Source organism: Acinetobacter sp. XH1741 (assembly GCF_041021895.1).
Lineage (GTDB): Bacteria > Pseudomonadota > Gammaproteobacteria > Pseudomonadales > Moraxellaceae > Acinetobacter.
In genome coordinates this window covers 3,315,596-3,328,605 of record NZ_CP157428.1, presented here as the reverse complement: position 1 = coordinate 3,328,605, position 13,010 = coordinate 3,315,596, and the positions used below count along the sequence as shown (strand labels likewise).

Annotated in this window: 16 protein-coding genes and 1 tRNA gene; 12 read left to right on the top strand and 5 right to left on the bottom strand. The window is 37.4% G+C overall.

The annotated features are described in order from the left end of the window. Positions 1-37: 37 nt before the first annotated feature. The 9 genes from lepB (at position 38) to ABLB96_RS16030 (ending at position 6,321) form a co-directional block, all read left to right on the top strand. The gene (lepB, locus tag ABLB96_RS16070; RefSeq protein ID WP_348895453.1) at positions 38-865 is read left to right on the top strand and encodes a signal peptidase I; all 828 of its coding nucleotides are present in this window, start codon (positions 38-40) and stop codon (positions 863-865) included. Between the two features lie 23 nt (positions 866-888). Next, positions 889-1,263 (top strand): DUF4845 domain-containing protein, encoded by a 375-nt coding sequence (locus tag ABLB96_RS16065; RefSeq protein ID WP_348895452.1) that lies wholly within the window; start codon positions 889-891, stop codon positions 1,261-1,263. Continuing rightward, on the top strand, positions 1,235-1,927 hold the full coding sequence (rnc, locus tag ABLB96_RS16060; protein WP_348895451.1) for a ribonuclease III: 693 nt from the start codon (positions 1,235-1,237) through the stop codon (positions 1,925-1,927). The genes ABLB96_RS16065 and rnc overlap by 29 nt, the downstream gene beginning before the upstream one ends. Before the next feature lie 11 nt (positions 1,928-1,938). Beyond that, positions 1,939-2,961 (top strand): GTPase Era, encoded by a 1,023-nt coding sequence (gene era, locus ABLB96_RS16055; RefSeq protein WP_348895502.1) that lies wholly within the window; start codon positions 1,939-1,941, stop codon positions 2,959-2,961. An 18-nt stretch (positions 2,962-2,979) separates the two neighbouring features. Beyond that, a complete protein-coding gene (locus tag ABLB96_RS16050) occupies positions 2,980-3,177 on the top strand; it encodes an NF038104 family lipoprotein (protein ID WP_348895450.1) in 198 nt (65 codons plus the stop codon). 9 nt (positions 3,178-3,186) lie between these two features. Further along, the gene (locus tag ABLB96_RS16045) at positions 3,187-3,900 is read left to right on the top strand and encodes a DNA repair protein RecO C-terminal domain-containing protein (protein WP_348895449.1); all 714 of its coding nucleotides are present in this window, start codon (positions 3,187-3,189) and stop codon (positions 3,898-3,900) included. Positions 3,901-3,913: 13 nt separating this feature from the next. Beyond that, on the top strand, positions 3,914-4,639 hold the full coding sequence (pdxJ, locus tag ABLB96_RS16040) for a pyridoxine 5'-phosphate synthase (protein ID WP_348895447.1): 726 nt from the start codon (positions 3,914-3,916) through the stop codon (positions 4,637-4,639). 6 nt (positions 4,640-4,645) lie between these two features. Further along, the gene (locus ABLB96_RS16035) at positions 4,646-5,290 is read left to right on the top strand and encodes a tRNA-(ms[2]io[6]A)-hydroxylase (protein ID WP_348895446.1); all 645 of its coding nucleotides are present in this window, start codon (positions 4,646-4,648) and stop codon (positions 5,288-5,290) included. Between the two features lie 272 nt (positions 5,291-5,562). Further along, positions 5,563-6,321, top strand: coding sequence for an SDR family oxidoreductase (locus tag ABLB96_RS16030; protein WP_348895445.1), 759 nt, complete (start codon positions 5,563-5,565; stop codon positions 6,319-6,321). A gap of 168 nt (positions 6,322-6,489) precedes the next feature. On the opposite strand, the gene ABLB96_RS16025 is transcribed toward ABLB96_RS16030, so the two are convergent. Further along, positions 6,490-6,565 (bottom strand) — tRNA-Asn (locus tag ABLB96_RS16025). Positions 6,566-6,801: 236 nt separating this feature from the next. Here ABLB96_RS16025 and ABLB96_RS16020 point away from each other — a divergent pair. Further along, positions 6,802-7,233: a hypothetical protein gene (locus ABLB96_RS16020; protein WP_348895443.1), complete on the top strand. Its 432-nt coding sequence runs from the start codon at positions 6,802-6,804 to the stop codon at positions 7,231-7,233. Positions 7,234-7,248: 15 nt separating this feature from the next. Here the strand turns inward: ABLB96_RS16020 and ABLB96_RS16015 are convergent, their stop codons facing one another. After that, entirely contained in the window at positions 7,249-7,686 is a 438-nt protein-coding gene (locus ABLB96_RS16015) for a PaaI family thioesterase (protein ID WP_348895442.1), read from the bottom strand. Positions 7,687-7,925: 239 nt separating this feature from the next. Here ABLB96_RS16015 and ABLB96_RS16010 point away from each other — a divergent pair, with 239 nt between their 5' ends. Next, the gene (locus ABLB96_RS16010) at positions 7,926-8,765 is read left to right on the top strand and encodes a DMT family transporter (protein WP_348895441.1); all 840 of its coding nucleotides are present in this window, start codon (positions 7,926-7,928) and stop codon (positions 8,763-8,765) included. A gap of 52 nt (positions 8,766-8,817) precedes the next feature. Here ABLB96_RS16010 and ABLB96_RS16005 read toward each other — a convergent pair whose 3' ends face one another. After that, on the bottom strand, positions 8,818-10,053 hold the full coding sequence (locus ABLB96_RS16005) for a pyridoxal phosphate-dependent aminotransferase (protein WP_348895440.1): 1,236 nt from the start codon (positions 10,051-10,053) through the stop codon (positions 8,818-8,820). A 206-nt stretch (positions 10,054-10,259) separates the two neighbouring features. Between ABLB96_RS16005 and ABLB96_RS16000 the strand changes: the two genes are divergently transcribed. Beyond that, positions 10,260-10,439 (top strand): hypothetical protein, encoded by a 180-nt coding sequence (locus ABLB96_RS16000; protein WP_002118942.1) that lies wholly within the window; start codon positions 10,260-10,262, stop codon positions 10,437-10,439. Positions 10,440-10,472: 33 nt separating this feature from the next. Here ABLB96_RS16000 and ABLB96_RS15995 read toward each other — a convergent pair whose 3' ends face one another. Together ABLB96_RS15995 and ABLB96_RS15990 are read right to left on the bottom strand one after the other, a co-directional pair. Further along, positions 10,473-11,909, bottom strand: coding sequence for a sensor domain-containing diguanylate cyclase (locus ABLB96_RS15995; protein ID WP_348895439.1), 1,437 nt, complete (start codon positions 11,907-11,909; stop codon positions 10,473-10,475). Positions 11,910-12,051: 142 nt separating this feature from the next. Beyond that, positions 12,052-12,843, bottom strand: coding sequence for a hypothetical protein (locus ABLB96_RS15990; RefSeq protein ID WP_348895438.1), 792 nt, complete (start codon positions 12,841-12,843; stop codon positions 12,052-12,054). Positions 12,844-13,010: the final 167 nt, after the last annotated feature.

The following is a 13,010-nucleotide window of genomic DNA, read 5'->3' as shown; positions in this document are numbered from 1 at the left end:
GCCATAAAGCAAGCAGCTAGGCTGCGAGTGAGGTCATGTGGATTTTGATTTTAATTTAATTCTTGTTCCGGTTACGCTGATTTTATTTGCAGTGTGGTTGCTAGATAAACTTGTTTTTAAACAACGTGCAAATAAAGGGCGAGAGAACGAAAATTTTGTTATTACATGGGCCTATGACTTTTGGCCGGTTTTAGCTGTTGTACTTATACTTCGCTCATTTCTGTATGAACCATTCAATATTCCATCTGACTCTATGGTCCCGACTTTAGAGACTGGTGATTTTATTTTGGTTAATAAATTTGACTATGGTGTGCGTTTACCTATCGTCAATAAAAAAGTAATTGATGTCGGTGAACCGAAACGTGGTGATGTCATTGTATTCCGTTATCCACCTCAACCTACCATTAGCTATATTAAACGTGTAATTGGCTTACCAGGTGACCATATCGTTTATGATCATGGCCAATTGATTATTAATGGTCAAAAAATTCCTAAAGTGCCAACACAGTTTAGCCGTGAAAAAGATGCTTTAGATACACCAACGTCTATTTATCATAAAGAAACCATTGGTGATCATACCTTTACAATGCGTGAGCTTGAAGGCGTAAATGTTGCGCGTCAGGCACCATTTATCAACTATGTTGATAATGGAAAATATTCAAACCAAGACGGTTTATATTGGGAAGTGACAGTTCCGAAAGGACATTACTTTGCAATGGGGGACAACCGTGATCAAAGTGCTGACAGTCGTTTCTGGGGCTTCGTTCCTGAAGAAAATTTAACAGGCCGAGCTTTCTATGTCTGGATGCATAAAGAACCTGGTTTCCACCTGCCAAGCTTTAACCGAAATGGAAAAATAGATTAAAAACAACCATTAGGAAAATAAAAATGCGTAAGGCACAACAGGGTACTTCGTATTTAGCAATTTTATTTGGGGTGGTCATATTTGCAATTGCGGTGAAAGCCGTACTTGCAGTTTGGCCAGCATATTGGGATGATCGTGTGATTAATAATCAGATTGCAGAGCTTATGCAACAAAGCTCTTCTGATATCACACCCCAAAAGTTTACGACACAGATGGACCAGCGACTGGAAATGAACAATATCCGTGATCTTCATTTTAAAGAGATTGCTGAGGTATTTAATCAGTCGGGTTTAACAGTCAAAAAGAAATATGAAGTGAGAAAACCATTCTTGCTGAATATTGATTTAGTTTTAACATTTGAGAAGAGTTTTGATAAAACATCAGTTCAAACTAAGTGATCCTCGCTTACTCAGTCGAATCGGTTATCAATTTAAGCAGCCTGAATTGCTACAGTTGGCTTTGACTCATCGTTCGGTGAGTCATAAATATAACTATGAACGTCTGGAATTTTTAGGTGATTCACTGTTGGGGATGATTATCGCCAATTATTTATACCATGCTTATCCAAATGAAAACGAAGGTCGTTTAACGCGTATGCGTGCGACTTTAGTTCGCCAAGAAGCATTAGGTAAAATTGCAACCGATTTGCAACTTAGTCGGTGTTTAATATTAAGCACGGGCGAGTTGAAATCTGGTGGTCATCATCGTGAGTCAATATTAGCAGATACAGTAGAAGCTATTATTGGTGCAATTTATCTTGATAGTAGTGATCTGAACCTACTTAAAGATATTGTGTTAAAATGGTATGTACCTTATTTAGATCATATTGAGCCAACAGATCAACTCAAAGATCCAAAATCACGTTTACAAGAGTATCTACAAGCACGTAAAAAACCTCTCCCTGTTTACGAGGTTGTAGATATTCAGGGTGATGCACCTCATCAACACTTTAAAGTCGAATGTTTGGTAGATGGTTTACCAAACATTTATGGTGAGGGGTCAAGTCGTCGTTTTGCCGAGCAGGCAGCAGCGGCGGAAATTTTAAAGTTATTGGAGCAATAACCTGCATGTCGATGCATTCTGATCAAATCAATCCAGATTCAAATGAAAACCAAGATCCAAACAATCTGATTGATCAATTTTTTAGTTCCAAAGGCGTTACAATTCCTTCGGATTTTAAGAGCGGATTTGTGGCGATTGTGGGACGTCCAAATGTGGGTAAATCTACCCTCATGAACCATTTGTTGGGTCAAAAACTCTCGATTACGTCGCGTAAGCCTCAGACAACACGCCATAAAATTATCGGTATCGATTCGCGTGAAAAAATGCAGGCTGTTTATGTAGATACCCCAGGGATGCATAAGAAAGAAGTACGTGCAATCAATAAAATGATGAACCGTGCTGCTCATTCTGCATTACGTGACGTCAACTTGGTCTTATTTGTTATTGATGCTTATAAGTGGACCCAAAATGACGATTTAGTTCTTGAGAAACTCAAGAATGCTGAAATGCCAGTTATTTTGGTTATTAATAAGGCTGATACTTTCGAAGATAAAAGAGAGATTCTCCCTTTAATTCAAGAGCGTACCAAGCTTATGAATTTTGCTGAGATTGTCCCTGTTTCTGCACTTCGTGGTGCAAACTTGGACCATTTAAGTGAAACAATTGAAAAATATCTTCCGTACCAGCCGCCATTATATTCATTCGATCAAATTACTGACCGCTCGGAACGCTTTTTGGCAAGTGAAATCATTCGTGAAAAAATCATGCGTCAGTTGGGTGAAGAGCTACCATATGATTTAACAGTACAAATTGAATCTTTCAAAACGGAAGAGGAAACTGTTAATGAAAAAACTGGTCGATTAAAGCCAGCTTGTACCTATATCGATGCAACTATTTTTGTAGATCGCGCAGGTCAAAAAGCCATTGTGATTGGTGAAAAAGGTGCCAAGCTTAAAACGATTGGTATGGATGCTCGAAAAGACATGGAAAAAATGTTCGAACAAAAGATCATGCTTACCTTATGGGTTAAAGTTAAAGGCGGTTGGTCTGATGATGAACGTGCTCTGAAAAGCTTGGGATATAGCGATATCTAAAACATAGGGAATACTGGTATGAAAGCAATTGCATCAATCATAGCTATAGTTGGGTGTACATTGATGTTACAAGGTTGTGTATATAAACTTGTAACCGTACCAGTAGGCATCGCTTATAAAACGACTAAAGGTGTAGTCAAAGGTACAGCTGCGGTTGTAGGAGCTGTAATTCCTGATGGTGATGATGACAAGAAAGAAAAAGAATCTAAGGAATAGTTTCTTTTTATGATGCGCAATGAAGTCTTACACGGATATATGATTCATCACCGTAAATATCGTGAAAAAAGCCATATTGTGCATCTCTTTACTCAAGAATATGGGCGAGTGGATGGTATTTTAAGACAGACTCCGCCTCCTCAATATCAACCAATTCGGTTGCAAGCGACGGGAAAAAGTGAACTCAAGAACTTTACTAAGCTTGAAATATTAAATCAGCCGGTTTTCTTTTTTGGTGATGCTTTTTTTGCTGGATTCTATTTAAACGAAGTTGTTCTCAGGCTTTGTCCCCTAGAAGAGGCAATGCCACAAACCTTTGAGCAATATCAGTTAACACTGCTTCAATTACAGCAGTTATCCTCTCACGAAAATCCAGATCTCTTTCTTAGACAGATATTAAGGCAGTTTGAGCATATCTTACTTCCTGAGCTGGGCTATGCTATTGATTTTTCAATTTATAGTTCTCAAAAAGAAATTTTGCCTCATCAGTTTTATCAGTTTCAAGTGACTGAAGGTTTTGCTCCAGTTGTTCAGGCAAGTCGCTCATCTTTGTCGGGAAAAGCAATTTTATCGATGCTGGACTATGAGCAAGGGCAGGATTTTTCTCACGAACAATTGCAATTATTAGGTAAACTATACCGTCAAATGATTACATCGCTTTTGGGAGATCGTCCCCTAAAAAGTCGACAATTGTGGATTCAAAATACTCAAACTCAATCGTAATTAGGATTTTTTTATGGCTGCATTGCTTGGTGTAAACATAGACCATGTTGCTACTTTAAGACAGGCGCGCGGTACTACTTACCCAGACCCTGTAGAAGCTGCTCTTATTTGTGAACAAGCAGGTGCAGAGGGGATTACTTTGCATTTGCGTGAAGACCGTCGCCATATTCAAGATGATGATGTGCGCCGTATGCGTCCATTGTTAAAAACGCGTATGAACCTTGAATTGGCTGTAACTGATGAAATGGTCGAGTTTGCCAAAGAAATTCAACCACAGCATGTGTGCTTCGTTCCTGAAAAACGCCAAGAAGTAACAACGGAAGGTGGTTTGGATGTAGTCGCTAACTTTGAAAAAGTGAAAGCTGCAACTCAGGCATTGGCTGCTTTGGGTTGTGACGTTTCTCTATTTATTGATGCTGATTTTGCTCAAATTGATGCGGCGATTGCATGTGGAGCACCTACTATTGAGCTGCATACAGGTGCATATGCAGATGCGACAACAGAACAAGAACAACAAGAAGAACTTGCTCGCATTGTAAAAGGTGTTGAGTATGCAGCAGCAAAAGGGTTAGTTGTAAATGCAGGTCATGGACTTAACCTAAAAAATATTGCACTAATTGCAGCTATTCCACAGATTCATGAATTAAACATTGGTCACTCAATTATTGCGGAAAGTGTTTTTGTGGGTCTGGTACAGGCTGTTAAAGATATGAAAACAGCAATTCAGGCAGCAGGATAATTAGGAATGTCGAGTATCAATTACGACGAATTAATGCAGCCTGTATTGACCTTTTTGGGGTGCCAAACTCCAAATGAATGGTTAGATGAGGCGGTTAATAATTTAGATATCTTGATGCAAGATCATGCCAACTGTGAGAAAAAAGCAGCGGGCACAGCGATGAACTTAATGTTCCGCTATAGTTTTTTTACAGATCTACAAGTCAAACTTGCTCAGCTTGTACGTGAAGAGATGCTTCACTATGAACAGGTTCTTGAGTTTATGACCAAGCGTGGGCAAGAGTGGAAGGGTTTAAGTGCGGGACGCTATGCAGGTGGTTTACGTAAAGAAATTCGTACTTATGAGCCAGAGGCTTTAATTGATGTGCTGGTTATTGGCGCTTTTGTGGAAGCACGCTCATGCGAACGTTTTTATGCACTTGCGCCGCGTGTAGATGAAGAGCTAGGGCGTTATTACCGTTATCTGCTTAAGTCAGAATCTCGTCATTTCGAAGACTATTTAGCTCTTGCACTTGATGTTGCTAAAACTGCCAAAATGAAAGACCCTGAAGAAGATATCCAGCAGCGCATTGAGCATATCCGTGAGGTTGAAAAGAACCTGATTTTAACGCCAGATAATACTTTCCGTTTTCATAGTGGCGTGCCTGCATAGTCTTGGATGCTGCAAGTTAAAAAAGTTTACTGTAAAAGGTAAACTTTTTTTATGAATAAGCTTTATCTATGAGGTAAGGGGATACGCTGCTTTTAGTTTTTAATGCATATAATTATTGAATAAATATATTTTTTATAGATTTGAATTTTTCTTAAAATTTTTTAAAAAACGCTTATTTTTTTAGCCTAATCAAAAATATTGTGTAAATATAAAGGTTGATATGTTCACCATGAGTTCAACTGAAACAGTTGATTATTTCTAAGGATATAAGAATGTTAGCATTAGTTACAGGTGCATCGGCAGGTTTTGGTTATAGTATTTCAAAAAAACTGATTGAGTTGGGTTATAAAGTTATTGGTTGCGGAAGACGGGCAGAAAAGCTAAAAGAATTACAACAAGAGCTTGGAGATCATTTCTATCCGCTAGTTTTTGATATGACAGATACATTAGACCATATAAATAAAGTATTTAAAGAATTACCAAACGAGTTCCAGATCGACCAAATTGATTTGTTGGTGAATAATGCAGGGTTGGCATTAGGCCTAGAGTCGGCAGACAAAGCAGAATTAGATGATTGGTACACGATGATTGATACTAATGTTAAGGGGCTTGTTACCGTTACTCGATTAATTTTACCAAGTATGGTCAAGAAAAAATCGGGTTTAATTATCAATATGGGTTCAATTGCGGGCACATATCCATATCCAGGCGGTAATGTGTATGGTGCAACAAAAGCATTTGTGGAGCAGTTTAGTTTAAATCTTCGTGCTGATTTAGCTGGTACTGGGGTGCGAGTAACAAATATTGAACCTGGACTCTGCGGCGGTACGGAATTCTCTTTAGTACGTTTTAAAGGCGATCAAGAGAAAGTCAGTAGTTTATATGATAAGAAAAATCCAATCTTGCCCGAAGATATTGCAAATACTGTAGCGTGGATTGCATCACAACCACCTCATATTAATATTAATCGTATAGAAATGATGCCAACTACTCAGTCTTTCAATCCTTTGAAAGTGGTAGAAGTAGAATAATGATTTAAGAAGGAATATATTTTTAACTTAGTTTGGATTATTAAACTGAAATAAGAGACTTATTTCGCAAAGGAAATCCTCTACAGGCAGGTAGGGGATTTTTTTATAGCTCTTAATAAATTCTTGGCAAAAAAAAGCCCGCTTTAATGCTGCGGGCTTTTTAGTATTTGGCTCTCCCACCTGGGCTCGAACCAGGGACCTGCGGATTAACAGTCCGTCGCTCTACCGACTGAGCTATGGGAGAATCTGCATGCGATTATAAGGAGATTTTGATAAGGGTCAAGTGAAAATCGTCATGTTTCCTTCATTTTTGTGTTGTATGCTTTTTATTTGATCAAGTTGTGCAACAAGATCATAAATTGCTTGCACTATAAAAACTCAATTGGTAGATTCAAAAACAGAATATGTGTTTGGAGAAATCCAAACAGTGTGGATTTAAACCAACTTGCCAGCACTAAAATGGCTAAATCGGAGATAAGTATGAAAACACTTACAATTGCCTCTATTTTTTCTAATTTTGATTTTTATCAACGTAATTATCTCAATATTTTAAGTCAAACAGATTCTTATTTTACAGTCGTCGAAAATGCATGGATAAATGCCTATCCTTTTAAAAAGCAGTCTTTGTACTTGGGTGACTTGTTACAGCTCTGGTTTAGTTCAAAGTGGGATGTGCATACTTCATTTAAAATTTTAAAAAGCTCAAAATTATTAACCTCTTCTCAGCCTTTATATATTTTTCAGTTAGAAGGTGAACTAATATTGGGTAAAAATAAAGTATTAGCTTGGTCTGTTCAGCATCAAGAAATTATCGAAATTCAACTTAAAAATATTTGGGCGCCGTATTTGGTTGCACAAACTTGTGAATGTTCAAATAAGTTAGATCACTCCATAAAAAAGGCAGCCGTTTAAAGCTGCCTTTCATCATTATGGACGAATAATCATGCAGGTTGCCGTTGCATAGGCATAGAGTTTACCGTCTTCATCAATAATTTTTCCTTCGGAAATACCCAAGTTTTTACTTAAATTAATGACCTTACCCATAGCAATTAAAGGATGGTTCTTTGGAATGGGGCGACACATTTTTACATTAAGATCGATGGTCCCATAACCCACACCTGCGGGTAACATTGTGTGAACAGCACAGCCAGTCACTGAGTCTAAAACAGTTGCTGCAAAACCACCATGTACGCCACCTAAAGGGTTTAAATGATTATGATCTGCTTGTGCCGTGAATGTTACAGATCCTTCTGAAATTTCAGTCGGTTGCATTGGTATAGTTTTACTAATACTTGCTGCTGGAATATGGCCTTCTACCATTGCTTGTAAAAACTCAAGACCAGTCATTTCCATAGGATTTTTCATTTTTAAGTCCTTTAAGGTTATTAGTTCTAAAATGGAACTTGTTAAGAGCCTATTATTAAGCTATCGATATGTCAATTCTATAGCTAAAGATTGAACTGATGAGTTAAATAATAAAAACTTGGCTATTTGGCATAAAATTTCTTTATTATAAAAATAGAATTAAATTAGTTGCATAATGAATTAGATAGATAAAAGAGTCTTCTTATACACTATAAAAAAATAATAGGGGCATAGGGATCATGCTTTTTAAAATTGTACTGGTAATGGTGGCTTTCGCTGCAAATTCTGTATTGTGCCGTTTAGCCCTTATTGGCCACCATATTGACCCAATGAGTTTTAGTTTAATACGAGTGGGGAGTGGTGCTGTTGTTCTATTGGGTTTACTTTTTTATTCGAGATCGCCGCAAACTCACCTTCAATGGAATATAAAAAACGCTTTTTTTCTAGCAATTTATATTTTGGCATTTTCGTGTGCTTATCTTCAAATTGATGCCGGAATCGGGGCTTTATTATTATTTGGTGTTGTACAGCTTACTATGGTGCTTTACGGTTATTGGCATGGTGAACAGATTGGCATGTACCGTGCTATCGGTTTATGTATTGCTTTAGCTGGAATCATTGTTTTGTTATTACCTGGTGCTCACGCACCTGATTGGAAATATGCATTACTTATGATGGTATCTGGTTTGGCATGGGCAGCATATAGTATTGCTGGTCGCAACATGACACAGCCTATTGGTAGTACATTGGCAAATTTTACATTGGCTGTGCCAATCGTTTTGCTGGCAAATATATTACTTGATCAAGAACGTTACATTGACTGGCAAGGATGGACTTTAGCAGTTTTGTCGGGTGGTGCCACCTCAAGTGGTGCTTATGTACTCTGGTACGCGATTTTGAAGCATATTGATCGGGTAACTGCTAGCACGGTACAGTTGAGCGTACCATGTTTGGCAATTATAGGTGGAAGCCTGTTTGTAAATGAGACTGTGACTGGACGAGTGATCTTGTCTAGTTTGATGGTTTTGTTTGGTATTTTACTGGTTATTTATAAAATACCTAAAAAAGCTAAAACATAAATGAATAAAAAAGGGTCCTCTTAAGAGAACCCTTTTTCTTGCAATATGTAGATTATTTCGCAGCTTTTTCAGCTTCAATTGAAGCGATAGCAGCATCTACACCTTCGATTGAGTCAGCAGCTTTTTTGATACGTGCTAACGCATCAACAAGTACTTCGTCAGCAGTTGCATATGAAATACGCATAAAACCACCTAAACCAAATGCATCACCAGGAACAACTGCTACACCAGTTTCTTCAAGTAACCATTCAGAGAATTCTGTGCAAGACTTTAAGCCTTTTGCACGAATAAGAGGGCGAATGTTTGCGTAAGCATAAAATGCACCATCAGCAGGTAAACAAGAGATACCTTTGATGTCGTTTAAACCGTTCACTACTAAATCATGACGACGCTTGAATGCTTCGATCATTGGCTTTAATACATCTTGTGGACCGTTCAATGCAGCTTCAGCAGCAACTTGTGAAATTGAAGTTGGGTTAGACGTTGACTGAGACTGGATTTTCTTCATTGCACCAATGATTTTTGCGGGGCCGGCTGCATAGCCAATACGCCAACCTGTCATTGCATACGCTTTAGATACACCATTTAAAACAATCGTACGGTCATATAAATCTGGGGCAACAGTTGCAATGTTGTAGAACTCATCTTCCCAACGGATTGGTTCATACATATCGTCAGATGCAACAAATACTTGTGGATGACGACGTAATACTTCAGCTAAAGCTTCTAATTCTGCTTTGCTATAAATCATACCCGTTGGGTTAGATGGGCTGTTTAATACTACTAAACGAGTGTTAGGTGTAATCGCTGCTTCTAATTGTTCAGGAGTGATTTTGAAACGTTGGTCTTCACCACATTTCACAATAACAGGCGTACCTTCGGCAATGATGACCATATCTGGATAGCTTACCCAGAATGGTGCAGGGATGATCACCTCATCACCTTTGTTTAATAATGCAAGTGCCAAGTTAAAGAAGCTTTGCTTACCACCACATGAAACCAAAATCTGGTTCGCTTGATAATCAAGATTATTATCACGCTTTAATTTAGCAATAATTGCTTTTTTTAACCCAGGAGTACCATCTACAGCCGTATATTTGGTGAAACCATTATTAATTGCTTCAATTGCAGCATCTTTGATGTGTTGAGGGGTATCAAAATCTGGCTCGCCAGCACCTAAACCAATCACGTTCTTACCAGCAGCTTTAAGCTCAGCAGCTTTGTTAGTTACAGCTAGTGTAGGGGACGGTTTGATAGCATTGACACGATCAGAAAGACGTACGTCCACGGCAATATTCCTCTTATGGGATTAAAAATAAAAAGCACACTATCTTATCGCAAAAATTAAGCAATTTGCGGATGTGGGTATTTTTAGATGTAAAAAAGTTTAATTTAGGAAAGATCTTGTTGCTGTTTTATTCAATTGAAGCTTTTTTCGAAAGAAAGCAAAAAATCCTTTATAATAACTCGCAATCGAAATATCGAGACTGAATCATGACTGAGCAACAGCCAAAACAGAAAAAGGCTTTGGTGAAATTGCCATTTCCAATGCCGAATGAAAGCAATCAAGCAGACGATGCTGTACATAATCAAGTACGTCCGAAACCAGAGCAATATGCAGATCGAACCTGGATGCCTCCACGTGGTACTCGTCGCTCTATGGGCAAACGCTAAGCTAAAGAAAAAACAGGCACATTGCCTGTTTTTTTATCGTAAAGACACATCTTGATAATAAATTTTTTTCTTTTGATACATGTGATGATCTGCGCGTTTTAGCATGTCTTCCACTTTTTCATTTTCTTTGGTTGTTGCATGTCCAATTGCAATACTAATAGGATGACTTGAGTAATATTGGTTATCTATATTAAAAAGTTCCTGAATGGTTTGAAGTACGATCAAAACATTCGTTTCATCTGCTCCTGGCATTAAAATGACGAACTCGTCCCCACCAATTCTAGATGCGGTATAAGTAGTATTTGTAACGACCTGATTTAAAACATTACCAACACGACGTAACAAACCGTCTCCGATGTCGTGACCAAGTTGATCATTGGTTGCTTTTAGACCATTCATGTCTAAAAAAATTGAAGAAACAGGACGAATGATACTGCGATTTAAACGATTCATTTCTTCTGTAAAAAAAGCACGATTATAGAGCTTGGTCAGTACATCATGCTGCCCTAAATATTCGAGATAATTTTCAGCTTTTTTTCGTGCAGTAATATCGGTAAGAGCAACTTGTACCAATCCCCAAGTCTCTTCATAGCCGGGGAATACAGTAAATTGCAGTAAAACATTTCTAATTTGTCCATCTAATGCATAATTGATGGCTTCACGTTTGTGATGAATATTTCCTTGCCATAGTTCGATGAGTTGTTCTCGAAAAGTTTCCACCATCTCTTCGGCAAAAATTTTATGGGTATTTTTTAATAAAGTCGTTTTGTCAGGGGCTTTAAATAAATCTAGCGTTGACTGATTAACATCTAAAACTAGTATGTCTTCTATACATTGACGAACAAATTCAGGATGTACATCTAAAAAGGTTGTAAAGTCTTCAATACCTAATAGCCTAAGTTGATCAATTCTATTTTTAATACGACTAAAATCTTCGGCCCACAAGGAAGTCGGAGAATAGATAAACATTGATTCTGCTAAGCGACGGTTTTTCTCTTCCTGACGAAGTGCATTTTGGTAGGGGGTAATATCTTCGGTGGTAATTAAAACGCGATCAAATGTAGATTCTGATCCCGGTAAAATTGCTCCTCGGAGTTGTACATCAATACGTTTACCAGAAAGAGTGTAATTTATCGTTGTGCTTGAGAAATGAGTTTTGCCATTCCATAATTCTGCAAGTTCATGAATATGGGCTTCAAACATTTCTTTTTTAAAAATAAGATTTAAATTTTCGCATAACTCTTCTTGGCTTTTAGCTTCGAAAAGCTCTAATACTTTTGGATTAACCTTAATAATTTTAATTTTATGGGCACATTCGACAATCAAATTTTCATTTTGACTTAGAAATTCGTAGAGATTTTCAACCCCTTGATTTCTCCATAAATTGAATAATTGTTTAACTTCACTGAAATCCTCAATCCACATTGGAATTGGGCTAAGTTCAAAAATTGAAGAATCTAAAGTTTCCATTTGTTTCTTTAAGTATTCAGTTTGTCTTAAAGTATAATGAGAAAAATGAAGATTGGGAAAGATAAATAGTTTAAATCTATTAGAATAATTAATAATGAGTAAAGCAGAGCTCATCTGCTTTACTCATAAAATAACAAATGAATTAGCGATTAATGGGATGGTCAATATTTTTTTCGCCGCGCCATAGTTTAATAAAGTCTTGCTCATCAAAGTCATAAAGTTCCATAAGTGCAACAATTACACTTACGAAAATCATAGCGCCTTCTGAGTTACCATGAATATTAAAAATCTTGCCATTGAGTTTACCTAAAATATCACTTAGTTCGTGATCTCGGCCTCTGCCATAACGATCACGAGGATATAATTCTTCATTAAGTACAATCAGGGCTATTGCTTTTTCAGCCTCTGATAAATCTGTTTTATCTAAGGCATCTTCAAATGATTCACTGCCATGATTAAAGTAAAAAATGACTTCATCATTAATGAAACTTTGAACCATTTTTTGAGTAAGTGTTGGAAACTGTGAAACAGCATTTTCTTCAACGTAGGGTTTAAACGATTCAGGAAAAATCACGTTGTGATGAATGCCTTTAAAAAGTGGGGCAATCTCTGAAACTTTATAACCAGCGATACCACATCCTAAAGCAGTGACGAAGTACTTCATTTTCGGATGATTTTTTGCATAAACTTTAAAATCTTCAACATAATGTTCGATTTGCGAAAGCGGCATTTGTTGAATATGTTCATTTAAAGTTGGAATTGCAAAGCTTTGACCAGCCCAGCCACGACCTACACCTTCAACTGCTCCGAAGTGCTGACTGGCAACTCGTGCAGCTCCACTACCATGTTGTCCAGCCATATTACTACCGAAGACAAACACTGTATCTTCAGGAAGTTCAGTTACTATACTTTCATCATGGTATTGGTAAGTCATGGTTATGCTTTTTATCTAATGGATAAGCCCATGTTGCAACCGATTAAGGCATTGGTCAAGTATCAAGATGCTTAATATTTTCGATATAGATTAATCTGACTATACACTTTAAATTAGAGAAAAAATCCCCATTAATGTGCTAGACGATAAATTTAAATTTTTTATAA